We start from the raw sequence: 24016 nt of genomic DNA, 5'->3' as shown, positions 1-24016 counted from the left end.
GACGGCGTGCGATCAGTTGTTCTGGGGGAACCCGAGGTTGATGCCACCCTGGTCGCCGAGGGCTCGCGTGGCGGGGTCGAGCCACCGGCTGGTGATGGCCTTCTCTCGGGTGAAGAAATCGAACCCCTGGACACCGTAAGCCTTCGCGTCGCCGAAGAGGGACTTCTTCCAGCCACCGAACGAGTGGTACGCGACGGGCACGGGGATCGGCACGTTGATGCCGATCATGCCGACCTGCACCTCGTGCTGGAACCGGCGTGCGGCACCGCCGTCGTTGGTGAAGATCGCGGTCCCGTTGCCGAACTCACCGGAGTTGATGAGAGCGAGACCCTCGTCGTAGCTCTCGACGCGGATGACCGACAGCACCGGTCCGAAGATCTCCTCCGTGTAGGCGCGCGACGTGGTCGGGACGTTGTCGAGCAGCGTCGGACCGAAGAAGAAGCCGTCCTCGTGCCCCTCGACCGTGAAGCCGCGGCCGTCGACGACGACCGTCGCCCCGTCGGCCTCGGCGATGTCGACGTACGACGACACCTTGTCGCGGTGGACGTCGGTGATCAGCGGACCCATGTCGGGCTCGACGCCGTCCTGGCCCGCGCCGTTGCCGATCGTGAGCTTCGCGATGCGCTCGGTGACCTTCGCGATCAGTTCGTCTGCGACGGGCTCGACGGCCAGCACGACGCTGATCGCCATGCACCGCTCCCCCGCCGCGCCGAAACCGGCGTTGACGGCCTGGTCGGCCACGAGGTCGAGGTCGGCGTCGGGGAGGACGAGCATGTGGTTCTTCGCCCCGCCGAGCGCCTGCACCCGCTTGCCGTTCCGGGATGCCGTCTCGTAGATGTACTGCGCGATCGGGGTCGAGCCGACGAACGAGATCGACTGCACGACGGGGCTGTGGAGCAGACCGTCGACGGCGAGCTTGTCGCCCTGGAGCACCGTGAAGACACCGGCGGGAAGGCCCGCCTCCTGCCACAGTTCGGCGAGCCACAGCGCTGCCGAGGGGTCCTTCTCACTCGGCTTCAGGATGACGGCGTTGCCCGCCGCGATCGCGATGGGTGCGAACCACAGCGGGACCATGACGGGGAAATTGAACGGCGAGATGACGCCGACGACGCCGAGGGGCTGCTTGATCGAGTACACGTCGATCCCCGTCGAAGCGTTCTCGGAGTACGCGCCCTTGATGAGGTGCGGGAACCCGGTCGCGAGCTCGACGACCTCCTGGCCGCGGAGGATCTCACCCATCGCGTCGGAGACGACCTTGCCGTGCTCGCTCGTGATGAGCTCGGCGAGCTCGCCCTTGCGGGCGTTCAGCAGCTCGCGGAACGCGAACATGACCGTCTGCCGCTTCGCGATCGAGAAAGCCGACCAGGTGCGGAAGCCCTCGTCGGCGGCGGCGATCGCAGCGTCGATCTCGGCCTGGTCGGCGAGGGCGACCTCGGCCTGGACCGCACCGGTCGCGGGGTTGTAGACGGGAGCCGTCCGTCCGCTCGTGGACGCGCGGTGCGCGCCGCCGATCCAGTGGCCGATGACGCGGTTCTGGGTGGAGAAGGTGCTCATGACTGTTCCTTCGTGAGGAGGGAGGAGTGGACGAGGCCCGCGGCGATGTCGACCGCCGCCGCGGTGTCGCCGTCGGGCGGGTAGAGGAGGGTGCGGCCGACAGTGAGACCGCGGACGCCGGGAAGCGAGAGAGCGTCCTGCCACGAGGCGAACGTCTCGTCGGGGTCGTCTCCCGAGTCGCCGCCGAGCAGAAGGGTCGGCAGCGTCGTGGCGGCCATGACCCGTTCCATGTCGGGAACGACGGGCAACTTCATCCAGGTGTACGCGCTCGACCCGCCGAGGCCCGCCGCGATCGCGACCGAGAGGATGACGGCATCCGTCGACAGGTCGTTGACGATCCGGCCGTCGTTCCACGTGCTCATGAACGGTTCGAGCATGATCGGGATGCCGGCGCCCGCCGCAGCGGTGACGGCACGCGCCGTCGCCTCGAGGGTCGCCGCGGTCGCCGGGTCGTCGAGGTTGATGCGGACGAGCGCCTTCGCGAAGTCGAGATTCGCGGAGATCATTGAGGGCACGTCGTAGGCGCCGTAGCGGTCGTCCATCTCGAAGGACGACCCCCGGAGTCCGCCGCGGTTCATCGATCCGACGACGATCTTTCCGTCGAGCAGGCCCAGGGCGGCGAGGTCGTCGATGATGTCGGGCGTCCCGAGCACGCCGTCGACACCGGGTCGGCTGAGCGCGATGGCGAGGCGCTCGATCAGTTCGTAGCGGTCGGCCATGGCCGTGGCATCCGACCCCACCGCGAGGGCGCCGCGGGCGGGATGGTCGGCAGCGACGATGAAGAGCCGGCCGTCGCCCCTGTCGAGGTGACGGCGGGTGCGGGTCGCGACGGCGTGACGGATCGACTCGGGGTCGAAGGCGCGCAGCTGCCGGAGCCGGGCGAAGGCCGCCTCGCTGATGACTCGGTCGCTCATGTCGCGCTCCCCGCGCTCAGGATCGCCTCGACCTCGTCGGCCGTCGGCATCGCCGTCGAACATTCCAAGCGCGATGCCACGATGGCGCCCGCTGCGTTGGCGAAGCGGAGGATCGGCTCCAGGTCCCAGCCGCTCAGCAGACCGTGGCAGAGTGCGCCGCCGAACGCATCGCCCGCGCCGAGTCCGTTGACCACGTCGACGAAGTGGGGCGGCGCGACGACCGTCTCGTCACGAGTCTTCGCGAGAACCCCGTCGGGCCCCTGTTTCACGATCGCGAGCTCGAGGCCGCGGTCGAGGAGCGCATCGGCGGCGCGCATCGGATCGGTCTCGCCGACCGCGACCATGCACTCCTCGCGGTTGCCGACGGCGACCGTGACGTGCTCGAGAGCGGCGGACACCTGTGCGGTCGCCTCGGCGGGGTCCGGCCAGAACATGGGCCGGTAGTCGAGATCGAGGATCGTGTGCCGTGACCGACCCCGGCGCCGCAGGGCGTCGAGATGCGTGGCGCGGCTGGGCTCCTGGCTGAGGCCGGTGACGGTGAGCCAGAAGATGGATGCCTCTTTCAGCACCTCGTCGGGCAGCTGGTCGGGCGTGACCTCGAGGTCGGGCGCCTTCGGCTCGCGGTAGAAGTACAGCGGGAAGTCGTCGGGCGGGAAGATCTCGCAGAGCGTGAGCGGCGTCTTGTAGGTGCCGTCGACGCTGACGAGGTCGGGGTTCACCGACAGCCGGTCGAGTTCCGCGCGGAGGTACCGGCCGAACGGGTCGTCACCGACGCGCGAGACGAGTGAGACATCGTGGCCGTAACGGGCGGCGGCCACGGCGACGTTGGCGGCGCTGCCACCGAGGAACTTGCCGAAGGTCGAGACCTCTTCGAGGCCGACGCCGGTCTGCAGCGGGTAGATGTCGACGCCGAGTCGTCCGATCGACAGGACCTCCGGGGCGATGGCGCGAGAGGTCATCCGGCGGTCGTGTCTCGTGGCGCGAACATGTCCTAACAATAACACAAGGGCAAATCCCGAGACCAGAGCGGATGTGCCGTTAGCCTGACACGTGATGTTGTCGGTACAAACGCCGGTGGCACCCGTCATCCATCAGAAGGAGTGTGAGGGCTGTGGTCGATGCCGCCACCTACTGGCCCGCGGAACTCTTCGCCGACCTGGACCGCACCGGCCCGGTGCCGCTGTACTTCCAGGTCTCCAGCAGGCTCGAAGCCGCCATCCACTCCGGCGCGATCCCCGCGGGAGGCCGCCTCGAGAACGAGATCGCGATCGGCCAGCGACTCGGGCTGTCGCGCCCCACGATTCGCCGGGCGATCCAGGAGCTCGTCGACAAGGGGCTGCTCGTGCGGCGCCGGGGCATCGGGACGCAGGTCGTCCAGGGTCAGGTCACGCGCGCGGTCGAACTGACGAGCCTGTACGAGGACTTGAAGAACTCCTCGCACGTTCCCGCGACCCGTGTGCTGGGGCACGACGTCGTGCCCGCGTCCGAGATCGTCGCCCAGAGCCTCGGGCTGAGCGTCGGCGACGATGTCGTCTTCGTTCGGCGTCAGCGGAGCACCGACGGCGTCCCGGTCGCCGTCCTCGAAAACTACCTTCCGCTGGAGTTCGCCGACATCACGCGCGAGCAGCTCGAGGAGCACGGCCTCTACGAGATCATGCGCGCGCGGGGCGTCACCATCCGCGTCGCGAAGCAGAAGATCGGCGCCCGGAGCGCCCGCGGCGACGAGGGCGAACTGCTCGACATCGACTCGAACGGCCCGGTCCTCACGATGGAGCGCGTCGCGTTCGACGACTCCGGTCGCGCATGCGAGTACGGCCACCACTGCTACCGCCCCGACCTCTACAGCTTCGAGACGACGCTCGTCGCCAAGTAGTCGCGGGCCGAGTCGCGCCTGACGCGCCGAGGTCCCGATAGGGCCGGGTAACCACGCAGGTTTTCCGGCCCGATCGGGACCTCGGTCGTCAGGTCAGCGCTTGCCGGCGATCTGGCGCGACACGATGTCGCGCATGATCTCGTTCGTGCCGCCGTAGATGCGGTGGACGCGGGCGTCCAGGAAGGCGCGCGCGATCGGGTACTCCATGATGTAGCCGTACCCGCCGTGGAGCTGGACGCACGCGTCGAGCACCTCCCACTCGCGCTCGGTCGCCCAGAACTTGACCTGCGCGGCATCCTCCGCCGAGAGCTTGCTCTCACCGTAGAGCGCGATCGCCCGGTCGATGTAGGCCCACATGACGTCGACCGTCGTGACGAGGTCCGCCATCGTGAAGCGCGTGTTCTGGAAGTCGATGATCCGCTGACCGAAGGCCTCGCGGTCCTTCGTGTAGGCGATCGTCCACTCGACGCCGGCCTGTGCGGCTGCGGCGCCCGCGACGCCGATCGAGAGGCGCTCGAGCGGCAGGTTCATCATCAGCTGGATGAAGCCCTTGCCCTCCTCGCCGCCGATGAGGTTCGCGTCGGGAACGAAGACGTCGGTGAAGCTGAGCTCGGCGGTGTCGTGCCCCTGGAAGCCCATCTTGTGCAGCTTCTTGCCGTGGTCGAACCCGGCCATGTCGGCTTCGAGCAGCAGCAGCGAGAAGGCGTCGGGCCGGTTGCCCTCGCCCGTCTTCACGAAGACGACGAAGATGTCCGCGGTCGTCCCCGACGAGATGAATGTCTTCGCGCCGTTGACGATGTAGCCGCCGTCGGTCTTCTTCGCCGTGGTCGAGATGCCGCGGAGGTCGGATCCCGCGCCGGGCTCGGTCATGGCCAGCGCGCCGAGGACCTCACCGGTCGCCATGCGGGGCAGCCAGGTCTGCTTCTGCTCCTGGGTGCCCATGTGCACGAGGTACGGGACGGCGAGGTCGTCCTGGATGCCGAAGGCGCCGGCGAGCGAGCCGGCCCCCGCCCGGATGATCTCTTCGTTCACGACGGTGCGGAAGCGGTAGTCCTGCAGCATTCCCGCGCCGCCGAACTCCTCGGGGACGCTCAGACCGATGACACCGGCTTCGCCCGCCGCGAGCATCGTCGCGCGGTCGATCTCACCCGCGGCATCCCACTGTTCGCGCTTCTCGTTCGTGACGTACCGCTTGATGAATTCTTTGACGACGTCGCGGAACGCTTCGTGGTCCTCGTCGTAGATGTTCCGCTCCATGCGCGGACCCCCTTCGTGTCGGTGCTTTCACACACGCGCGACGCTGCGCTCGTGGGCGGCGTCGCCGGCATCCACTGTACGCGCCCCGTGGGATTGAATGCCAGGGTGAGCGCGACTGAGTGCCGCGGCGCGGCATCCGATCGTTCCGGTCCGCAGAAGTCGGGCGTGACCCGGGCGCGAAGATGAGAGTGGATGCCGGAGGAGGAACCGTGATCAGCGCACTGACCCGCGTCGTCGAGCACATCGAGGCGCATCTCGGCGACGAGCTCGACATCGCCACCGTGGCCCACGCGCACGGCACGACCGAGTACCACCTGCGTCGGATGTTCTCGTCGCTCGCCGGGATGCCGCTGTCGGAGTACGTCCGGCGTCGGCGGATGACGGTCGCGGCGAGCGACCTCGTCGGGTCCGAGGACCTGCTGACGATCGCGGTGCGCTATGGCTACGGCTCGACCGAGGCGTTCGCCCGCGCGTTCCAGGCCGTGCACGGCGCCCCGCCGTCTGCCGTGAGGCGAGACGGCGGCCCCCTCCGCACACAACCGCAGCTCAGGTTCCGCCTGACCGTAGAAGGGAGCAGCCCCATGGACACCCGTATCGTCGACCACCCCGCTTTCCGCCTCATCGGGCACGCCGCACGCGTGCCACTGATCCACCGCGGGGCGAACCCCGCCATCCAGGCGCACATCGCGTCGCTGCCACCCGCCGAACACGCTCGCTTGAAGGGGCTGAGCGATACCGAGCCCGCCGGGCTGCTGCAGGTGAGCGACGGCGTCGACCCCGACTATGCGGAGGGGACCGAGCTGACGTATCTGCACGGGGTCGCGCGCGCCGCGGAAAGCTCCGTGCCGCCGGATCTCGACGTCATCGAGGTCCCCGCGGGCACCTGGGCGGTGTTCCGCTCGAGCGGGGCATACCCCGATGCGCTGCAGACGGTGTGGGCGGCGACGGCGACGGACTGGTTCCCGGCGAACCCGTGGCGGCTGCGCCCGGGGCCGTCGATCGTCTCGATCCTGGAGCGAGGGGAGGACTTCTCGACGGCGACGTGCGAGCTGTGGCTGCCGGTGGAGCGTGAGCCTCAGCCGTAGTCGGGCGCCGGCTCGAGGCCGAAGAACTCCTCGAGCGTGTGGAAGCCGCCGTCGGCGTACGCGGCGGCGAGTTCGCGGCCGACGAATCGCAGGTGCCATGGTTCGGCGGAGTATCCCGTGGTGGCGGTGTGCCCCTCCTCGTAGCGGACGATGAAGCCGTACCGCCAGGCGTTCGCGACGATCCACTCGGACTGCGGGGTGCCGCCGAAGCTGTCGTGGTCGCCGCATCCGGAATCGCACGCGACCACGTCGACCGCGAGTCCGGTCTGGTGCTCGCTGTGGCCGGGGCGGGCGCTGCGGAGGTCGGCCGCGGCCTTGCCCCGGTTGGCGACATGGCGGTTGTAGGTCTCGACCTGGAAGTCATAGGGGCGGAAGCCGCTGCTGACACCGATCGTGCCGGCGCCGGCGGCGCGAACGTCCGCCGAGAGCTCGTCGAGCGCGGCGGCGGTCTGGTCGAGCAGCCACCCGCCCGCGACGATGCGCGTGCTCTGCGGTCGCGCCTGCGGCGTGGGCCAGTGATCGATCGGTTCGAGCGCGTGGCGCTTGTTCGCAACGACCCAGATGCGACCCGCCTCGTGGAGATCGACGCAGGGCGCCTCGCCCGCGGCGACGGCAGCTCGGAACGGCTCGCCACCCCCGAAGGCGGCGATCACGTCGGCGTCGGAACCCTCCGCGAGCGCCGAGACCACGGCATCCGTCTCGCAGATCGGCCGGGTCTCTTCTGCGGGGTCGGCGGCAGGCGGGGAGGACACGGCAACGGGTGACGACGCGGCCGGAACGGGATCGGATGCCGGGTCTGCGACGGCGTCGTCGGGCGCGATCGCCCGGGAGACAACCACGACGAGCGTGACGATCAGGGCGGTGGTGAGCGTCAGGAGCAGGAGCGCTCGGCGCTGACGGCGCCTGCGGAGCACCTGCCGCCGGGCGGCGCTCCTCGTCTCAGACACCTGCCCAGTCTCGCAGTCGATCTCTCGCGTTCCCGGTGTTCGACCACCCCGCGTGTGTCGTTGACAGTATTTCGAAGATGTGTTCGACTGTGAAGATGCGGTGGCAGGGTCAGAACATCTCGACGGTCGATGACGGCGCTCTGCCCGGCCTCGAGTCGATGGGTGGGCTCGTCCGCTCGGTCACGACGCCGGACTTCGCGGGGATGACCTTCCACGAAGTCGTCGCGAAGTCCGCGCTCAACCACGTGCCGAGCGGATCGGCGATGCCGTTCTCCTGGTCGGTGAATCCCTATAGGGGGTGCCAACATGCATGTGCCTATTGCTTCGCGCGCAACACGCACACCTACCTCGACCTCGACGCCGGCGCGGACTTCGATTCGCAGATCGTCGTGAAGGTGAACGTGGCCGAGGTGCTCGCCCGCGAACTCGCGAAGCCGTCGTGGCGACACGAGCCGGTTGCGCTCGGCACGAACACCGATCCGTATCAGCGCGCCGAGGGGCGTTATCGGCTGATGCCGGGCATCATCGACGCCCTCGCCTCGAGCGGCACGCCGTTCTCGATCCTCACGAAGGGCACACTTCTGCGCCGCGACCTGCCGCAGTTGACGGATGCCGCGACCCGCGTCCCCATCCACATCGCCATGTCGATCGCGATCCCGCACGAGCCGCTGCGGCAGCTCCTCGAGCCGGGCGCGCCGTCGTTCCAGGCGCGCCTCGACACGGTGAAGGCAGCGACGGATGCCGGGTTCTCGACCACGGTCTTCCTCATGCCGATCGTGCCGCACCTGACCGACGGGGTCGACGTCCTCGACGATGCGATCGCTCGGATCGCCGCATCCGGAGCCCGTCGGGTCGTGTTCGGCGCACTGCACCTGCGACCGGGGGCGAAGGAGTGGTTCTGGGCGTGGCTCGAACGCGAGTGCCCCGACCTGGTGCCCGCCTACCGCGGCCTCTACCCGGGTGCGTCGGTCTCGGCGCCGAAGGGGTACCGGACGTGGCTCTCGGCTCGCGTGCGTCCGCTGCTGCGACGCCACGGCCTGCACGGCCGGCTCGAAGAGGAGGACGTGCCGCCGCGGGCGGGTCTCGGGGCGGTGCGGGCCACGGGTCCCGTCATGAAGACGGCGACTCGGGAACAGGCCTCCGCCATGCTCTTCTGAGCCGTCAGTCGTCGGGGATCAGGCGCTTGCCGAGGACGGAGGTCGCGTCACGCGCGTAGCCGATGGAGTCGTAGAAATCGGTGACCGCGTCGTTGCCCTCGCGCACCATGAGCATCACCTTCGGGCACCCGAGGCCCTCGAGGCGCTGCTCGGCTTCGGCGACCAGCATCCGTCCGATGCCCTCGCCGCGCCGGTCGGGATCGGTCGCGAGGTAGTACAGCCAGCCGCGATGGCCGTCGTAGCCGGCCATGACCGATCCGAGGACACGAGCGCCGTCTGCCGCGACCAGCAAGAGGTCGGGCCAGACGGCGCGGGCACGCGCGATGTCGCGGTGCGGGTCGTTCCAGGGACGCGTCAGCCCGACCGCGTGCCACAGCGACACGACCGGCTCGACGTCGGGATCACCGAGGGGGCGGATGACGATCGGCATCCGCCCACCCTAGTGAGAACGCTCAGGCGTCGACGTTCGCGGCCTGACGACCCGTGATCTCCTCGAGCACGTCGTCGCCGGCGCGAGCCTCGTCGAACGGCGCGTCGATCTCGGCGCGCTCGAGCATCTCGGTCATGCGCCGACGACGCTGACGCGTGATCAGCGTGACGACCGTGCCCGTGCGGCCCGCGCGACCGGTACGGCCGGAGCGGTGCGTGTACGTCTTGTACTCGTCGGGCGCGTCGGCCTGGACGACCAGGTCGATGTCGTCGACGTGGATGCCGCGAGCCGCCACATCCGTCGCGACGAGCACGTTGACCTTGCCGTCGGTCAGACGCTGCAGGTTGCGGGTGCGCTTGGCCTGGTTGAGGTCGCCGTGGAGGGCGACGGCGGCGATCCCGGCATCCTCGAATTGCTCGACGAGCATCTCGGAGTACGCGCGGGTCCGCGTGAAGACGAGCGTCTTGCCGTCGCGGTCGACGAGCGAGGTGAGGATCTCGGCCTTGTCCCTGTGGTCGATGACGAGCACGCGGTGATCGATCGTGCTGGTCTCCTGCGTCTCACCGGCGACCTCGTAGACGGCCGGGTTCACGAGGAACTCGTCGACGAGAGCGGCGACCTCGCGGTCGAGCGTGGCGGAGAAGAGCAGCTTCTGCGCGTCGTCCTGCACGAGGCGGAGGATGCGCTGCATCGGCTCGAGGAAGCCCAGCTCGCTCATGTGGTCGGCCTCGTCGAGGACCACGATGCCGACCTCGGACAGGTCGAGCTTGCCCTGCTTCTCGAGGTCTTCGATGCGGCCCGGGGTACCGATGATGATGTCGACACCCTTCTTGAGCGCACCGACCTGGCGGCCCTGCGGGACGCCACCGTAGATCTGCGTCGTGAACAGGCCCACGCTCTGCGCGAGCTCCTGCACGGTGCGGTCGATCTGCAGCGCGAGCTCACGCGTCGGCGCGAGGATCAGGGCCTGCGGCGAACGGCCCCAGGCGCGACGCTTGCCGGCCTGGCCGCGCAGCACGCGCTCGACGAGGGGAGCGCCGAAGGCGATCGTCTTGCCCGAGCCGGTGCGGCCGCGGGCGAGGACGTCGCGGCCCTCGAGAATCGGACCGACGGTCGCAGCCTGAATCGGGAAGGGGGCCTTGGCGCCCATCCCCTCGAGGGTGCGGACGAGGTTCTGGCCGAGGCCGAGGTCGCTGAACGATGCCTGCTCGACGGATGCGGCATCCACCGCTTCGGCCTGGAGACGCTCGTGCACGACGTCGACGTGGTCCTGGTGGGCCTTCGACTTCTCGTCGGCCTTCCAATCTCCACGGTTCGGACGGTCGTCCCGACGGGGACGGTCGTCGAAGGTGCGAGCGGGACGCTCGGTCCGGGGACGCTCGGTCCGGTCATCGCGACGGGGACGCTCGGTCCGGTCGTCGCGACGGGGACGGTCGTCGAACGAACGAGCGGGGCGCTCGGAACGGTCGAAACGGGGACGCTCGGTCCGGTCGTCCCGACGGGGACGGTCGTCGAACGAACGCGCAGGACGCTCGTTGCGGTCGAAACGGGGACGCTCGGCGCCACCGGCACGGTCGAAGCGCGGACGCTCGGTGCGGTCATCGCGACGCGGACGGTCGTCGAACGAACGAGCGGGCCGCTCGTTGCGGTCGAAACGCGGACGCTCAGTCCGGTCGTCCCGGCGGGGACGGTCGTCGAACGAACGCGCAGGACGCTCGTTGCGGTCGAAACGAGGACGCTCCGCGCCGCCACCGGCGCGGTCGTAGCGGGGACGCTCGCCACCGGCGGGACGGTCATCCCGACGAGGACGGCCATCGAACGAACGAGCGGGACGCTCGCTGCGGTCGAAGCGCGGACGCTCGGCGCCACCCGCACGGTCGAAGCGCGGACGCTCGGTGCGGTCATCCCGACGAGGACGGTCATCGAACGAACGAGCGGGACGCTCGCTGCGGTCGAAACGAGGACGCTCCGCGCCACCCGCACGGTCGAAGCGCGGACGCTCGCCACCGGCGGGACGGTCACCACGGTCGCTGCGCGCGTGCGAGCGGATGCCGCGCGCCTCGGCGCGACCGGCGCGGTCCTGCTCGGTCCAGCGGCCCTTCGTGGCGCCACCTTCCTCGGCGGCGCGGTACCCGCGGTGCTTGGGGCTCGAGCTGCCGGCGGTACCGGCGGATGCCTGACCGGGACGACGCTTGGCGTCCTGGTAGGAGGTCTTCTTGCCGAAGCGGGGCTCGAAGTTCTGAGCGCGGCCGCCGGCCGGCTTCTTGTTCTTGGGCATGCGTGTTCTTTCTGAGTTCTCGCACGAGAACAGCGCCGTGCGCGCACGCACGGTCAAACCCGGACTTCCGTCGGCCGGGGGCCATTCCAGTTACTGGTTGCGACGCCGCGGATCGGGCGTCGCGATCGGCCCCGAGGACTACACAGGATGCCCGCGCACAGCGCGGTGTCCTCCGCCGACGTGACTACGCTACCGGTCCCACCTGGGAACCCGCCGCGCCGATACGCTGACGGCATGGCCGCCGATCCCACCGGAACCCGTTTCTCCCTCCGCGCCGCCGACGTGTCGGCCGAGATCGCCGAGGTCGGCGCCGCACTCCGCGCACTCCGCGTCGGTGGGGTCGACCTCGTGCCCGATTACCCCGCCGACGTGCCGACACCAGCGGCATCCGGCATCGTCCTCGTCCCGTGGCCGAACCGCATCCGCGACGGACGCTGGGAGGACGACGGCGAGCTCCGCCAGCTCGCGATCACCGAGCCGAAGTTCGGCAACGCGTCGCACGGGCTGCTCCGCTTCGCTCCCTACCGGGCTGAAACGCAGACGGATGCCGCGATCACCCTGCGCGCCGATGTCTTCCCGCAGTCGGGGTACCCGTACCACCTAGAGAACCGCGTGACCTACGCGCTCGTCGCCGGCGGGCTCCGCGTCACGCACGAGATCACGAACGTCGGGTCCGGTGACGCGCCCGTCGCCGTCGGAACGCACCCGTACTTCCGCATCTCGGATGTCGACACCGCGGATCTGTCGCTGCAGCTCGAGGCCCGCACCTGGTTCCGCCTCGACGAGCAGAACATCCCCGTGGCCGAGGAACCGATCGACGACGAGCACGACCTGAGCGCGCCGCGCCGCGTCGGCGACCTCGCGCTCGACGTGGCCTACGCCGGCCTCCCCCGCCGCGAGGGACGCGTCGAGGCGCACCTCATCGCACCCGACGGCCGCCGCCTGACCGTCTGGGCGGGCGAGGGGTTCGAGTACGTGCAGGTGTTCACGACCGACCGGTTCCCCGGCCACGACCTCGCCGTCGCGATCGAGCCGATGACGGCGCCTGCCGACGCGTTCAACTCCGGCCGGAGCCTCCGCCGGCTCGCGCCGGACGAGACCTGGACGCTCGACTGGGGCGTCGACCTCGTCGGCTGAGCCTCAGTCCCGACGCTCGGAGTCGCCCCGCGGCTCGTTCAGCGGGATCTCGACGTCCGGTGCCTCCTCGATGACGAGGGCGGTGTCGACCGCTGCGGCACCGGTGACGGCGGTGGATGCCGCGCCCCGCCGTGCCCGACGCGTCATCGGCGCTTCGCTCGCCGCCACGGCGGGAGCGACGTCGCCGCGCTTCGCGGCGCGACGCTCCTTGGCGCCCTCGACGAGGTTGTAGAGGGCGGGAAGCACGAGGAGCGTCAGCACCGTGGACGACACGAGTCCGCCGATGACGACGATCGCGAGGGGCTGCGAGATGAAGCCGCCATGTCCCGTGATGCCGAGCGCCATCGGCGTGAGGGCGAAGATCGTCGCCAGCGCAGTCATGAGGATCGGTCGGAGACGTCGAGCGCCACCGGCGATCACTGCCTCGGGCGTCGACAGACCCTTCTCCCGGTACTGATTGACGAGGTCGATGAGGACGATCGCGTTCGTCACGACGATGCCGACGAGCATCAGTACACCGATGAGCGAGGCGACGCCGAGGGGTACGCCCGACGCGATCTGCAGCAGGATGGCGCCGGTCGCCGCGAACGGCACCGACACGAGCAGCAGCAGCGGCTGGCGGAGCGACTTGAAGGTCGCGACCATGACGATGTAGACGATGAGGATCGCGGCGAGGATCGCGAGTCCGAGCTGCGCGAACGCGTCCTGCTGCTGCGTGACGACGCCGCCGATCGCGGCATCCGCCCCCTGTGGCAGGTCGGCGTCGTTCAGAGCGGCCGTGACCGTCGCGTTCGCGGCGTTCAGGTCATCGCTCGACGGCGTGACGGTGATGGATGCCGTCCGCTGACCGCGCTCGCTCGTGATGGACGAGGGGCCTTCGGACTCCGTGACCGTCGCGACCTCGTCGAGGCGGATGAGGCCCGTCGCGCTGGCGATCTCGAGTCCGCGGAGCTCCGCGATGGTCTTCGGGATCTCCGACGCCTGCAGGTACACGGTGAGCGTGGAGTCGTCGATCTCGACCGTGCCGATCTGACGCGGCTGCATCGTGTTCGACACGAGTCCGCCCACGGCGACCTCCGAGAGGCCCAGGTCCGCGGCCTTGGCGCGGTCGACGGCGACCGAGACGAACGGCAGGGATGCCGAGAGGTTCGAGTCGACCTGGTCGATGCCGTCGGCATCCTTCAGCTGCGCGACGACCTTGTCCGTCGCGTCGCGGAGGACGCCGGCGTCGGGCGCCGTGACGTCGACCTCGATGTCGCTCGAGCCGAACCCGCCTTGCGACGCGGCGACGGTGACCTCGCCGGCATTCTTCAGGTCGGCGACGGCCTTCTGCACGTCGGTACGGATCTGCTCCTGGTCGGCGTCGGGGTCGGTCGTGATCGAGTAGGTGATGCCGGTGCCGCCGCCCGAGAAGGCGTCGCGGAGCGCGGAGCCGGACGAGCCGATCGACGTCTGCACGGTGTCGATGCCGTCGACGTCGAGCAAGACCTTCTCGACCCGCTCGGCCGCAGCGTCCTGCGTCTTCAGGCTCGCGGTCGCGCCGACGTTCTGCGTCACGGTGAAGGTGTTCTGGCCCGAGTCGCCGAGGAAGTTGACCTTCATGAGCGGCACGGCGGCGATGGTGCCGCCGAGCACGACGACGGCCAGCAGCAGGGTGACGACCGAGTGGCGGAGGGTCCACCGGAGCACCGGCAGGTACGACTTCTGCAGGCGGGTCGGCGGCGCGGTCGGGTCCTCGGGGTCGACGGCCCGGCCCGCGGCATCCAGCACCGGCTTACCCGGCCGCAGGAACCAGTACGCCAGCACGGGCACGATCGTCAGCGCCACGAAGAGCGAGGCGAGCATCGCGATCGTCACGGTGAGGGCGAACGGCCGGAAGAGCTCACCGGTCAGGTCGCCGACGAAGGCGATGGGTAGGAAGACGGCGACGGTGGTGAGAGTGGATGCCGTGATGGCCGCCGCGACCTCGCGGACCGCCAGCAGGATCGACTGCAGCTTGTCGGCACCGCCGACATAGTGCCGCTTGATGTTCTCGATGACGACGATGGAGTCGTCGACCACGCGCCCGATCGCGATCGTGAGCGCACCGAGCGTGAGGATGTTGAGCGAGTACCCGAACGCCTGGATGCCGACGAAGGTGATGAGCACGCTCGTCGGGATCGAGATGGCGGTGACGAGGGTGGAGCGCACCGAGAGCAGGAAGATCAGGATGACGACGACGGCGAACGCCAGGCCGAGAAGACCTTCCTGCGCGAGCGCCTCAATCGACTGCTCGATGTAGGGCGCCTGATCGAAGACGACCGTGATGGTCGCGCCGCTGCCGAGGGCATCCTTCAGCTCGCCGATCTTGTCGCGGACGAGGTGCGAGACGTCGACAGTGTTGGCCGCGGGGAGCTTCGTGATCGAGACCGTCAGGGCGGGCTTGCCGTCGACGCGTGAGATGGAGGTCACGGGGTCGGTGTCGAGCACGACCTTGGCGACGTCGCCGACGGTGAGGGCTCCGGCGGCGATCTGGTCGGCGTTCGTCGGGACGAGCGGCAGTTTGGTGATCTGATCGACCGAGTCGAGCTTCGTGCCGGTCTGGACGGTGAGGGTCTGATCGCCCTCGTTCACCGTGCCACCGGGGAAGAGCTGGCCGTTCTGGTCGAGCGCGTCGGTGATCGCAGTCTGCGTGTAACCCGCGGCGGCGAGCGCCTCCTGGTCGGGAGTGATGGTGACGCGCGACGTCCGGCCACCGACGATCTGGGCGGCCGCGACACCGTCGACGTCTTCGATGTCGGGGACGACGGCGCTCTCGAGGCGCGACTGCACGGCAGCCTCGTCGTCGTATCCGGTCACGGCGAGGGCGATGACGGGGAGGTCGTCGGTCGAGAAGGCGAGAACGCTGGTGTCGATGCCGTCGGGCAGGGTGTCGTCGATGCGGTTGATCGACTGCAGGATCTTCTGCTCTGCCGTCGCGAGGTCGGTGCCGTAGGCGAAGGATGCCTGGATGATCGACGCGTTCGTCGTGCTCGTCGACGACGTGGACTCGAGGTCGGGTACGGCCTGGATCGCTTGCTCGATGGGGGTCGACACATCGTTGTTGACGACGTCGGGCGACGCACCGGGGTAGGTCGTGAGGATCGACAGCTGCGGCAGCTGGATCGGCGGGATCAGCTCCTGCTTGAGGCTCGTGAGCGCGAGCCCTCCGAAGATCGCCGCGACGATCGTGATGAGGGCGATGAGCGCGCGGTTTTTGAGGCTCAGGACGGCGAGGTGAGACAACGAAAGCCCATTTCCACGGTGCAGGGTGAGGGTGCGGGGATGGGCTCAACTATCCCACGCCCTGCGCGCGGTGAGGCTGGGAGCGGAGGTCAGGCGAGGATGAGCGTCCGGATCGCCGATTCGGGGGAAATCGTCGTGTCGAGGAGGATGCCGCGCCGGTACCGATCGAACACCCTCGGGTCGATGTACGAGCTGCGGGCGACGGCGGGGGTGTTGCCCAGGGCCTCGGCCGTGACCTTCACCGCGAGCACCTCGGCCCGCTTCATGTCGGCCTTCTTGGTGGCGGGACCGATCCGGGCGAGCGCATCGGCCGCGGTGATCGTGCCGCGGAGCGTCCGGAAGTCCTTGGCCGTGAAGGTGCCGCCGGTCATCGAGCGGACGTAGGCGTTGACGTCCGTCGGGCTGAGGGCGACCCTGCGGCGCCCTCGCAGGTAGGCCAGGAGGGGTGAACTCGGCCGGCCGCCCACGAGCAGTTCGACAGCCGTGGCGAGGTCGACATCGTCGACCTCCATCTCCTGGCGCTGACCGCTCTTGCCGGGGAACCGAAGGGCGACGACGGTGCCGTCGACCGCGGCGTCGCGCCGCAGCAGCGTCGTGAGACCGCGGCTGCCGTGCTTGACGAGGTAGCGCTCCGCGCCCACGCGGGGGGCGGCGAGATCGAGCAGTCGGAACGCCGCGGCGAGCACCCGTTCCTGGTCGAGGTCCTCCCGCCGGAGCGACGTCGTCACGCGCCCCCGCGCCCGGGGCAGCGCGTCTGCGAGCTGGAGGGCCCTCGCGTACTTGCCGCGGTCGCGGCCCGCCGTCCACTGCGGGTGGTAGCGGTACTGGACGCGGCCGGCCTCGTCGACGCCGGTCGCTTGGATGTGGCCGTTCGGCACAGCGGAGATCCACACGTCCTGCCATGCCGGCGGCAGCACGAGGGCGCGCACCCGCTCGGCTTCGTCCTTCGGGAGCGGGTTGCCGTCGGCATCCACATAACGGAATCGGGGCGGCGACCCCACCCTGCGATAGCCGAGGTCGGCGCCCGGGCGCACCCGCTTCAGTCTCGGCACGTCAGTGCGATCGGAGCATGTCGATGAGATCCGCCTTGCGGGCGCTCGAGTAGCCGCGGATGCCGAGTTCCTTCGCTCGGGCGCGGAGGTCCGCCACGGTCCATTCCTCGTAGTCCCCGGCCTTGCCGCCCCGGCTTCCGACGGCGCTCCGGCCGTCCCGGGCGGCCGCGTTCGAGATGCGTGCGGCCTTCTCTTTCGACGCGCCATCGGAGCGAAGTTCCTCGTAGAGTTCAGGGTCTTTCAGGCTGTTCGAGCCGCGTCCTGCCGGCATGGTGCACCCGCCTCTCGTGGTCGGCGCGGGCAGGGATCACCCGCGTGCGGCCACGGTATGTCACCGCTGCCGGAGCCTGTCAAGCCCCCCTGCCACCTGAGAGAACGCTGATAACAATGGACAGACGCACACCCGCGTCACCCCCGCCTCCCGGCGGACAACGGAGACAAACAGAGGGAGCCTCCAATGAACCTCGCACTCATCATCATCATCGTGATCGCCATCGTCCTGGCGATCGTGGGTGGCATCACGGAAGGCCTCCAGTTCCTGCTCTGGGTCGCCATCATCGTCGGTGTCATCGCGCTCATCGCCTTCTTGTTGCGCGTACTCCGCAAGAACACATGACCGTCTGACGCGCACCCCCAGGCGCGTCAGCGGCGCTCTCCCCCAGGAGCGTCATGAGGCCCCCTCCCGCATCGCGGTAGAGGGGGCCTCTTACGTGCCCGGAACCCTCGCGAGCGAGGAGCTCCGCTGTGGACGTTCGAGATATATCGTGTTATCTTCCTCTCAACGCGATATATCTCGATTCGCGCTCATTCCGCAGGAGACAACATGACTCTCGAAAAGTGGTTGGTTCAGCCCGGGGAGGCCCGCGTCATCGATCTCGACGGCATCCGCCGCCTCAAAGTGGGAATGGTCGGTGGTCAGATCGACGTCGTCGCCCACGACGAGCCGGGCGTTCGCATCGAGGTCCACTCGGTGACACAGAAGGAACTCCGCATCGAAGCGCAGGACGGTGCGATCGAGATCGATCACGCACAGCTTCGCTGGGACAACTTCCTCGCGTCGTTCCGCAACTTCGGCAGCGGCGGACCGCAGGCCGAGATCAGCATCGCCGTCCCCCGCGACGTCGCTCTCACGCTCGGCGTCGTGAGCGCCAGTGCTCTCGTGGCCGGTCTCGTGGCCGATGCGAAGCTCAACACGGTGTCGGGCGACATCATCGTCGACGGCCTCACGGGCGACGTGACTGCCAACTCGGTCTCTGGCGACGTGCAGATGCGTGGACTCACCGGGACCATCAACGCCAACGCCGTGTCGGGCGCCATCACAGCCGTCGGCACGATCCGCACCGCCTACGCCGACACCGTCAGCGGCGCCGTGCTCATCGATTCGACGGGACCCACGCAGAACATCTCCTTCAACACCGTCGGCGGTGCCGCCACCGTCCGACTCGATGAGGCTGTCCCCGCCAAGTACTCCCTCCGCACCGTGAGCGGCAAGCTCCGGGTCGACGGCATCGACCGTTCGCAGAGCGGGATCGGGTCGAACTACTCCGGGACCGCGGGCGAGCTGAGTGGATCCTTCGCCGACGTGCGCGCCAACACCGTCTCGGGCGACGTCACCGTCATCCGCCGCGTGACGGCCGCGATCTCGGACGATGCGCCCGTCGCAGAGGAGTACTGAGATGCCCCCCGTCTTCTCGCACGGCGATCTGCGCCTCTACCTCCTGAGCCTTCTCGACGAGGCGCCGCGTCACGGCTATGACCTGATGCAGGCGCTGTCGGACCGCACCGGCGGCACGTACACCCCGAGCGCCGGCACCGTCTATCCCCGCCTGTCGAAGCTTGAAGAAGAAGGCCTCGTCACCAAGACCGTCGACGGACGCAAGACCGTCTACGAGATCACGGATGCCGGTCGCGCCGAGGTGTCGTCGCGCTCCGGTGACCTCGCCGGAATCGAAGCCGGCCTCGCCGACAGTGTGCGTCTGATCGCCGACGAGGTGCGCGCGGGCGTCCGCGAGGCCATGCGCAGTCTGCAGGCAGACCTCGCCGCGGCATCCCGCGCTCCCTCCCGTCCGACGGAACCCTCCGCACCCGACGCGCGTGCGTCCGCCCGCGAACAGGTCCGTCGAGCGGACGAGCTACTGAGCGAGTTCCGCACCGAGGTGCGCGCCGACCTCCGGAGCCACGTCGCACACGGCGGCGAGCTGGCGGCATCTGTCATCGATGAGCTGAAGACAGCGCTCGACGACGCGGCCGAAGCTGTGCGGCGCGCGACGCGGCCGTGATCAAGCCCCGGGTCAGAGCTCCTCGGGCCATGACCGCCGCTCGCGCCACGGGTCCTCGTCGTCCTTCACCGGCTCGCCGGTCGGGACGACGAGGATCGGCCGCGGTTGCCTGTGGGCGAGCCGCGCGGCGACCGATCCGGTGAAGAACTCGCGGATCGAGTCGCCGATCCCCCGCTTGCGGGTTCCGACCACGATCAGTCGGGCATCAGTCCGCTCGGCGAGATCCTTCATCGCGAGCGCCGGATCGCCCGCGAGCATCTCGAGCTGCCACGCGACGTCGACACCCGACAGCGAACGGGATGCCTCGTCGCGCAGCTGTGCCTCGAGAGCTTCACCGGGGATCGCGTCGAGGTTGATGGGCGCCGTGTGGACGTAGCCGTCGGGGTCTTCATAGGAGACGAACCGGGTGACGTCGACGTGAGCGACGAGCAGAGATGCGCCGTGCAACCGGGCGTAGTGCGACGCTTCGCGGAGCACGCGAGCGGGCTGTCCGGGCACGATCCCCACGATGACGGGGCGATGCGGACGGCGGACAGTCGGCTGCGATACGGCATCGGACATGTCGTCTCACCTTTCCTGGTCGCCGCCCGCGAGGGCGACGGGAACGCACCGTGGTAGCCTGAATGCTACTCTTCCCGGCCACTGCCGGACTGTGACTGCGTCGGGCTGCCGGACCAAGCCCGCACTCGTGAAATGAGGGGGTTACGCATGGGGCGTGGCCGTCAAAAGGCGAAGAACACCAAAATCGCCCGTGAGCTGAAGTACGACACCTACAGCTTGAACATCAACGCGCTCGAGCGTGAGCTCGGCGCGCCTGGTGACGAGCAGTACGAGGACAAGTGGGCCGACCAGTACACGGATGAGGACGACGAGGACGACGAGTCCGAATCCCCCTCTCCGTCACTCGAGAAGGCCTGACCTCCCCGGTCGTACTCACCACGGGCCGTGGCGTTGCTCCCACTCCTGTTCGACCGTCTTCCGTCGCGCGATCACGACGCCAGCCGGGAGCGCCAGCAGCGAGATCACGACGAGGATGATGAGCGGTCCCGTCCACGACCCGCTCGCGTCGTGCAGCAGACCCACGCTCAGCGGGACGAACATCGTCGCGCCATAGCCGAGGCTCTGCGCGAACGAGCTGAGGGCGACCGTCGCGTCATGCGTTCGCGTGCGAAGACCCACCGAGGTCAGCACGAGCGGGAACAGCAGCGGCAGTGTGCCGAGCAGTGACACCCAGAGCCACGGAGCGGATGCCGGGGCCAGCAACAGACCGCCCGCGCCGAACACTCCCGCGACCGACGCGATGACGAACAGCGGCAGGACGATGCCGCGCCGCGCCACGAGAGCCGGCACCACGAGCGAGGCCGGCAGGCCGATGAGCGCGAACAGCGACAGCAGGATGCCGGCGACCTGGGGCGTGACGCCCGCCGTGTCGACGAGGATCTTCGGCAACCACGCGAACGACGTGTACGCGACGGCGCTCGAGGCGAAGAAGGTGACGGCGAGCGCCCACGCCGTCGGGAGGCGCCACAGGCGAGCGAACACGCGGGTGCTGACCGGTTCGAGGTCGACGTCGGCGGCGGCAGCCGCTCGCCGGGCGCGGACCGCGAGCACGATCCAGGGCGCGAGACCGGCCAATGCGAAGACGGACCAGAGCCCGAGCGAGATGCGCCACCCCGCGGCATCCGCGATGGGGACCGCAACCAGCGGAGGCGTGAACGTCGAGATCGCCATCATCGTCGAGTAGACGGTCGTGAGAAGGCCGATGCGGTCGGGGAAGTACTTCTTCACGAGCGCCGGCAGGAGCACGTTGCCGACTCCGACGCCGGCGAAGATGACGGCCGAACCGAGGAGCAGCCCGTAGGCATCCGTCGCTGCGGCACGCGCGATGAGCCCGACACCCACAGCCCCGAGCGCGACGAGCGCCGTGCGTTCGAGGCCGAATCGGCGCTCGAACCCGGAGGCGAGGAGGCCGAACACCGCGAAGCACAGCGGCGGAACGGTCCCGATGAGACCGAGGACCGCTGCGGGAAGGGTGAACTCCTCACCGATCGCGTCGAAGAGCGGCGACAGCGAGGCGACCGCGGACCTCAGCGAGAACGCGAGAAGGACGATGCCGACGAGGGCGAGGATCCGACCCCGTCGCCGGGCGCGGGGATCGGAAGACGTCACCCGATCCACCCTAGGCCGGGTCAGGACTCCTGGGTGCCTTCGACCCAGGCGAGGTATTCGTCGCTCACGGTGCCGGTGACGTACCGACCGTCGAAGCAGCTCATGTCGAGGTCTTCGACGTCGGGAGCGCCCTCGAGGATGGCCGCCTTCAGGTCTTCGATCTCCTGGTAGACCAGGTAATCGCAGCCGAGCTCTTCTGCGATCTCGGGGATGGTCCGGTTGTACGCGACGAGCTCGTGACGGGACGGCATGTTGATGCCGTACACGTGGGGGAAGCGGATGGGGGGCGCAGCGGACGCGAACGTGACCGACTTGGCCCCGGCATCCCGTGCCATCTGGATGATCTCGCGCGACGTCGTCCCGCGGACGATCGAGTCGTCGATGAGGAGGACGTTCTTGCCCTTGAACTCGGTCGACATCGCGTTGAGCTTCTGTCGCACGCTCTTCTTGCGGATCGCCTGGCCCGGCATGATGAACGTCCGGCCGATGTAGCGGTTCTTGTAAAACCCCTCGCGGTACTCGATGCCGAGCTTGCGCGCGACCTGCATCGCGGCGGGACGGGACGAATCCGGGATCGGCATGACGACGTCGATCGACCCCTCGGGCGTGTACTTCGCGATCGTGTCGGCGAGACGCTCGCCCATCCGCAGGCGCGCCTCGTAGACCGAGATGCCGTTCATGACCGAGTCGGGGCGGGCGAGGTAGACGTACTCGAACGAGCAGGGGATGAGCTTCGGGTTCGGCGCCACCTGCTGCGTGAAGAGGTTGCCCTCGAGGTCGATGAAGATCGCCTCGCCGGGCTCGACGTCGCGGACGACCTCGAAGCCGCCGTTCTCGAGGACGAGCGACTCGGAGGCCACGGTCCACTCGTAGTGACCGTTCGCGGCCTTGCGGGTGCCGAGGATGAGCGGGCGGATGCCGAAGGGATCGCGGAAGGCGAGCAGGCCGTAGCCGGCGATCAGCGCGATGGCGGCGTACGAGCCCTCGACACGCTGGTGCACGCGGGTGACGGCCTCGAAGATCTGCTCGTGGTCGAGCTCGAGCCCCGAGATGACCTGCTGCAGCTCGTTCGCGAGGACGTTGACGAGCAGCTCGGTGTCGGAGCTCGTGTTGAGGTGGCGACGGTCGGTGCGGAAGAGCTCTTCCGTCAGCTCGCGCGTGTTCGTGAGGTTGCCGTTGTGCACGAGGACGATGCCGTACGGAGCGTTGACGTAGAAGGGCTGCGCCTCTTCTTCGTTGGATGCCGTGCCCTTGGTCGCGTACCGCACGTGTCCGAGGCCGATCGTGCCGAGCAGCGCGCGCATGTCGCGGGTGCGGAACGCCTCACGCACCATGCCGCGGTTCTTCGCGATGTGGAAGATCCCGCTCGATTCCGCCGTGGCGATGCCGGTCGAGTCCTGCCCGCGGTGCTGCAGCAGCAGCAGGGCGTCGTAGACCTCTTGGTTGGCGGGCCCTTGCGCGACGACGCCGACGATTCCGCACATTGGTGTAGCTCAGTCCGTTTCTGCGTAGGAGCCGACGAGGCGCACTGCGCCACCGTCGACGCCCTTCGCGCCCTGCTCGTAGTCGCCGGCCGGAAGCGTCGTGTCCGACACCGTCCCGACCTGCCAGGTGTGGATGCCCTCGGCGGAGAGGGTGGATGCCGCGGCCTCGGCGGCCTCGGCTGAGACGACCGCGAGGAAGCCGACGCCGAGGTTCCAGGTGCCTTCGGTCTGCTCGAGCGACAGCCCGCCGATGTCGGCGAGGACGCGGAACACGGGGGACGGGGACCAGGTGGAGCGGTCGACGTCGACCCATGTGCCGACGGGCAGGACCCGCGCGAGGTTCGCCGCGATGCCCCCGCCCGTGACGTGGCTGAGCGAGTGGACGGCACCGGGGTGCGCGTCGATCGCGCGGAGCAGCGGCGACGTGTAGAGGCGCGTGGGCTCGAGGAGTTCCTCACCCCAGGTGCGGCCGAAGTCGGCGGCGTTGTCGCCGTAGCCGATGCCGGCGTTCGCGATGATGTGGCGGATGAGGGAGTAGCCGTTGGAGTGCGGTCCGCTCGATGCGAGCGCCAGCACGACGTCGCCCGAGCGCACGCGGTCGGCGCCGAGGACGGCATCCGCTTCGACGACACCCGTCGCCGCGCCCGCGACGTCGTAGTCGTTGATGCCCAGCAGGCCGGGGTGCTCGGCGGTCTCGCCGCCGACGAGCGCGGTGCCCGTGGCCGTGCAGCCGTCGGCGATGCCGCGCACGATGTCGGCGATGCGCTCGGGGAAGACCTTGCCCGTAGCGATGTAGTCCGTCATGAACAGCGGCTTGGCGCCGACCACGACGATGTCGTCGACGACCATGCCGACGAGGTCCTGGCCGATCGTGTCGTGCTTGTCGATCGCCTGGGCGATCGCGACCTTCGTGCCGACACCGTCGGTCGAGGTCGCGAGCAGCGGCTTGGCGTAGCCGAGCAGAGCGGATGCATCGAAGAGGCCGGCGAAGCCGCCCACACCACCGAGGACCTCAGGGCCCTGGGTGCGACGGACGGCCGATTTCATCAACTCGACGGCGAGGTCTCCCGCCGCGGTGTCGACGCCGGCAGCGGAATAGGGATTGGTGGGGGTGGAGGCCACCCGCACAGCCTACC

The 24016-nt window shown here is 69.2% G+C and carries 22 protein-coding genes; 8 read left to right on the top strand and 14 right to left on the bottom strand.

The genetic code is table 11. The annotated features are described in order from the left end of the window. Positions 1-12: 12 nt before the first annotated feature. The 3 genes from ABQ271_RS00775 to iolC are packed head-to-tail and all read right to left on the bottom strand — an operon-like array spanning position 13 to position 3427. Positions 13-1554: a CoA-acylating methylmalonate-semialdehyde dehydrogenase gene (locus ABQ271_RS00775; protein ID WP_349309664.1), complete on the bottom strand. Its 1542-nt coding sequence runs from the start codon at positions 1552-1554 to the stop codon at positions 13-15. Then, complete coding sequence (locus tag ABQ271_RS00770; protein ID WP_349309663.1) at positions 1551-2468, bottom strand: deoxyribose-phosphate aldolase; 918 nt, start codon at positions 2466-2468, stop codon at positions 1551-1553. The genes ABQ271_RS00775 and ABQ271_RS00770 overlap by 4 nt, the downstream gene beginning before the upstream one ends. After that, positions 2465-3427 (bottom strand): 5-dehydro-2-deoxygluconokinase, encoded by a 963-nt coding sequence (iolC, locus tag ABQ271_RS00765; protein WP_349309662.1) that lies wholly within the window; start codon positions 3425-3427, stop codon positions 2465-2467. Before iolC ends, ABQ271_RS00770 begins: the two co-directional genes overlap by 4 nt. A gap of 152 nt (positions 3428-3579) precedes the next feature. Here iolC and ABQ271_RS00760 point away from each other — a divergent pair, with 152 nt between their 5' ends. Continuing rightward, the gene (locus ABQ271_RS00760) at positions 3580-4341 is read left to right on the top strand and encodes a GntR family transcriptional regulator (protein ID WP_349310921.1); all 762 of its coding nucleotides are present in this window, start codon (positions 3580-3582) and stop codon (positions 4339-4341) included. Between the two features lie 93 nt (positions 4342-4434). Here ABQ271_RS00760 and ABQ271_RS00755 read toward each other — a convergent pair whose 3' ends face one another. Then, positions 4435-5598: an acyl-CoA dehydrogenase family protein gene (locus tag ABQ271_RS00755; RefSeq protein ID WP_036310954.1), complete on the bottom strand. Its 1164-nt coding sequence runs from the start codon at positions 5596-5598 to the stop codon at positions 4435-4437. Positions 5599-5807: 209 nt separating this feature from the next. Between ABQ271_RS00755 and ABQ271_RS00750 the strand changes: the two genes are divergently transcribed. Further along, entirely contained in the window at positions 5808-6683 is an 876-nt protein-coding gene (locus tag ABQ271_RS00750) for an AraC family transcriptional regulator (protein ID WP_349309661.1), read from the top strand. Here the strand turns inward: ABQ271_RS00750 and ABQ271_RS00745 are convergent. Further along, positions 6674-7630, bottom strand: coding sequence for a M15 family metallopeptidase (locus ABQ271_RS00745; protein WP_349309660.1), 957 nt, complete (start codon positions 7628-7630; stop codon positions 6674-6676). The two genes, ABQ271_RS00750 and ABQ271_RS00745, sit on opposite strands and share 10 nt — an antisense overlap. Before the next feature lie 95 nt (positions 7631-7725). Here ABQ271_RS00745 and ABQ271_RS00740 point away from each other — a divergent pair, with 95 nt between their 5' ends. Next, complete coding sequence (locus ABQ271_RS00740; RefSeq protein ID WP_349309659.1) at positions 7726-8787, top strand: Rv2578c family radical SAM protein; 1062 nt, start codon at positions 7726-7728, stop codon at positions 8785-8787. Positions 8788-8791: 4 nt separating this feature from the next. Here ABQ271_RS00740 and ABQ271_RS00735 read toward each other — a convergent pair whose 3' ends face one another. Next, positions 8792-9217 (bottom strand): GNAT family acetyltransferase, encoded by a 426-nt coding sequence (locus ABQ271_RS00735; protein WP_349309658.1) that lies wholly within the window; start codon positions 9215-9217, stop codon positions 8792-8794. Between the two features lie 22 nt (positions 9218-9239). Then, entirely contained in the window at positions 9240-11495 is a 2256-nt protein-coding gene (locus ABQ271_RS00730; RefSeq protein ID WP_349309657.1) for a DEAD/DEAH box helicase, read from the bottom strand. 234 nt (positions 11496-11729) lie between these two features. On the opposite strand from ABQ271_RS00730, the gene ABQ271_RS00725 reads away from it, so the two are divergent. Further along, positions 11730-12632 (top strand): aldose 1-epimerase family protein, encoded by a 903-nt coding sequence (locus tag ABQ271_RS00725; protein WP_349309656.1) that lies wholly within the window; start codon positions 11730-11732, stop codon positions 12630-12632. A gap of 3 nt (positions 12633-12635) precedes the next feature. On the opposite strand, the gene ABQ271_RS00720 is transcribed toward ABQ271_RS00725, so the two are convergent. The 3 genes from ABQ271_RS00720 to ABQ271_RS00710 all read right to left on the bottom strand — a co-directional run bounded on the left by ABQ271_RS00720 (position 12636) and on the right by ABQ271_RS00710 (position 17219). Beyond that, on the bottom strand, positions 12636-15896 hold the full coding sequence (locus ABQ271_RS00720; RefSeq protein ID WP_349309655.1) for an efflux RND transporter permease subunit: 3261 nt from the start codon (positions 15894-15896) through the stop codon (positions 12636-12638). 89 nt (positions 15897-15985) lie between these two features. Beyond that, positions 15986-16948 carry a DNA topoisomerase IB gene (locus ABQ271_RS00715; RefSeq protein ID WP_349309654.1) on the bottom strand — a complete coding sequence of 321 codons (963 nt, stop codon included), beginning with the start codon at positions 16946-16948 and terminating at the stop codon, positions 15986-15988. 1 nt (position 16949) lies between these two features. Beyond that, entirely contained in the window at positions 16950-17219 is a 270-nt protein-coding gene (locus ABQ271_RS00710; RefSeq protein ID WP_349309653.1) for a Rho termination factor N-terminal domain-containing protein, read from the bottom strand. A 186-nt stretch (positions 17220-17405) separates the two neighbouring features. Here ABQ271_RS00710 and ABQ271_RS00705 point away from each other — a divergent pair, with 186 nt between their 5' ends. From ABQ271_RS00705 to ABQ271_RS00695, 3 genes are all read left to right on the top strand, one after another. Continuing rightward, positions 17406-17564, top strand: coding sequence for a hypothetical protein (locus ABQ271_RS00705; RefSeq protein ID WP_164499361.1), 159 nt, complete (start codon positions 17406-17408; stop codon positions 17562-17564). A 207-nt stretch (positions 17565-17771) separates the two neighbouring features. Continuing rightward, positions 17772-18623 (top strand): DUF4097 family beta strand repeat-containing protein, encoded by an 852-nt coding sequence (locus ABQ271_RS00700; RefSeq protein ID WP_349309652.1) that lies wholly within the window; start codon positions 17772-17774, stop codon positions 18621-18623. A 1-nt stretch (position 18624) separates the two neighbouring features. Beyond that, positions 18625-19227 (top strand): helix-turn-helix transcriptional regulator, encoded by a 603-nt coding sequence (locus tag ABQ271_RS00695; protein WP_349309651.1) that lies wholly within the window; start codon positions 18625-18627, stop codon positions 19225-19227. A 12-nt stretch (positions 19228-19239) separates the two neighbouring features. Here the strand turns inward: ABQ271_RS00695 and ABQ271_RS00690 are convergent, their stop codons facing one another. Further along, positions 19240-19788, bottom strand: coding sequence for a universal stress protein (locus tag ABQ271_RS00690; RefSeq protein WP_349309650.1), 549 nt, complete (start codon positions 19786-19788; stop codon positions 19240-19242). A 147-nt stretch (positions 19789-19935) separates the two neighbouring features. On the opposite strand from ABQ271_RS00690, the gene ABQ271_RS00685 reads away from it, so the two are divergent. Beyond that, entirely contained in the window at positions 19936-20145 is a 210-nt protein-coding gene (locus tag ABQ271_RS00685; RefSeq protein WP_036310981.1) for a DUF3073 family protein, read from the top strand. 15 nt (positions 20146-20160) lie between these two features. On the opposite strand, the gene ABQ271_RS00680 is transcribed toward ABQ271_RS00685, so the two are convergent. From ABQ271_RS00680 to purM, 3 genes are read right to left on the bottom strand one after another with little or no spacing between them, the layout of a single operon-like run. Next, on the bottom strand, positions 20161-21396 hold the full coding sequence (locus ABQ271_RS00680; protein WP_349309649.1) for an MFS transporter: 1236 nt from the start codon (positions 21394-21396) through the stop codon (positions 20161-20163). A 20-nt stretch (positions 21397-21416) separates the two neighbouring features. Beyond that, entirely contained in the window at positions 21417-22880 is a 1464-nt protein-coding gene (gene purF, locus ABQ271_RS00675) for an amidophosphoribosyltransferase (protein ID WP_349309648.1), read from the bottom strand. A gap of 9 nt (positions 22881-22889) precedes the next feature. After that, positions 22890-24008: a phosphoribosylformylglycinamidine cyclo-ligase gene (gene purM / locus ABQ271_RS00670; RefSeq protein ID WP_349309647.1), complete on the bottom strand. Its 1119-nt coding sequence runs from the start codon at positions 24006-24008 to the stop codon at positions 22890-22892. Positions 24009-24016: the final 8 nt, after the last annotated feature.

Origin of the sequence: Microbacterium sp. MM2322 (assembly GCF_964186585.1) — a bacterium.
Classification (GTDB): Bacteria; Actinomycetota; Actinomycetes; order Actinomycetales; family Microbacteriaceae; genus Microbacterium.
Note: the sequence above shows the minus strand (reverse complement) of the source record. Positions and strands in the feature narration are given on the sequence as shown.

Excerpts from the sequence above, each read along its gene's own strand:
- ABQ271_RS00775 (WP_349309664.1), bottom strand. The coding sequence starts at position 1,554 with ATGAGCACCTTCTCCACCCAGAACCGCGTCATCGGCCACTGGATCGGC.
- ABQ271_RS00770 (WP_349309663.1), bottom strand. The coding sequence starts at position 2,468 with ATGAGCGACCGAGTCATCAGCGAGGCGGCCTTCGCCCGGCTCCGGCAG.
- iolC (WP_349309662.1), bottom strand. The coding sequence starts at position 3,427 with ATGACCTCTCGCGCCATCGCCCCGGAGGTCCTGTCGATCGGACGACTC.
- ABQ271_RS00755 (WP_036310954.1), bottom strand. The coding sequence starts at position 5,598 with ATGGAGCGGAACATCTACGACGAGGACCACGAAGCGTTCCGCGACGTC.
- ABQ271_RS00740 (WP_349309659.1), top strand. The coding sequence starts at position 7,726 with ATGCGGTGGCAGGGTCAGAACATCTCGACGGTCGATGACGGCGCTCTG.
- ABQ271_RS00735 (WP_349309658.1), bottom strand. The coding sequence starts at position 9,217 with ATGCCGATCGTCATCCGCCCCCTCGGTGATCCCGACGTCGAGCCGGTC.
- ABQ271_RS00730 (WP_349309657.1), bottom strand. The coding sequence starts at position 11,495 with ATGCCCAAGAACAAGAAGCCGGCCGGCGGCCGCGCTCAGAACTTCGAG.
- ABQ271_RS00725 (WP_349309656.1), top strand. The coding sequence starts at position 11,730 with ATGGCCGCCGATCCCACCGGAACCCGTTTCTCCCTCCGCGCCGCCGAC.
- ABQ271_RS00710 (WP_349309653.1), bottom strand. The coding sequence starts at position 17,219 with ATGCCGGCAGGACGCGGCTCGAACAGCCTGAAAGACCCTGAACTCTAC.
- ABQ271_RS00705 (WP_164499361.1), top strand. The coding sequence starts at position 17,406 with ATGAACCTCGCACTCATCATCATCATCGTGATCGCCATCGTCCTGGCG.
- ABQ271_RS00700 (WP_349309652.1), top strand. The coding sequence starts at position 17,772 with ATGACTCTCGAAAAGTGGTTGGTTCAGCCCGGGGAGGCCCGCGTCATC.
- ABQ271_RS00695 (WP_349309651.1), top strand. The coding sequence starts at position 18,625 with ATGCCCCCCGTCTTCTCGCACGGCGATCTGCGCCTCTACCTCCTGAGC.
- ABQ271_RS00690 (WP_349309650.1), bottom strand. The coding sequence starts at position 19,788 with ATGTCCGATGCCGTATCGCAGCCGACTGTCCGCCGTCCGCATCGCCCC.
- ABQ271_RS00685 (WP_036310981.1), top strand. The coding sequence starts at position 19,936 with ATGGGGCGTGGCCGTCAAAAGGCGAAGAACACCAAAATCGCCCGTGAG.
- purF (WP_349309648.1), bottom strand. The coding sequence starts at position 22,880 with ATGTGCGGAATCGTCGGCGTCGTCGCGCAAGGGCCCGCCAACCAAGAG.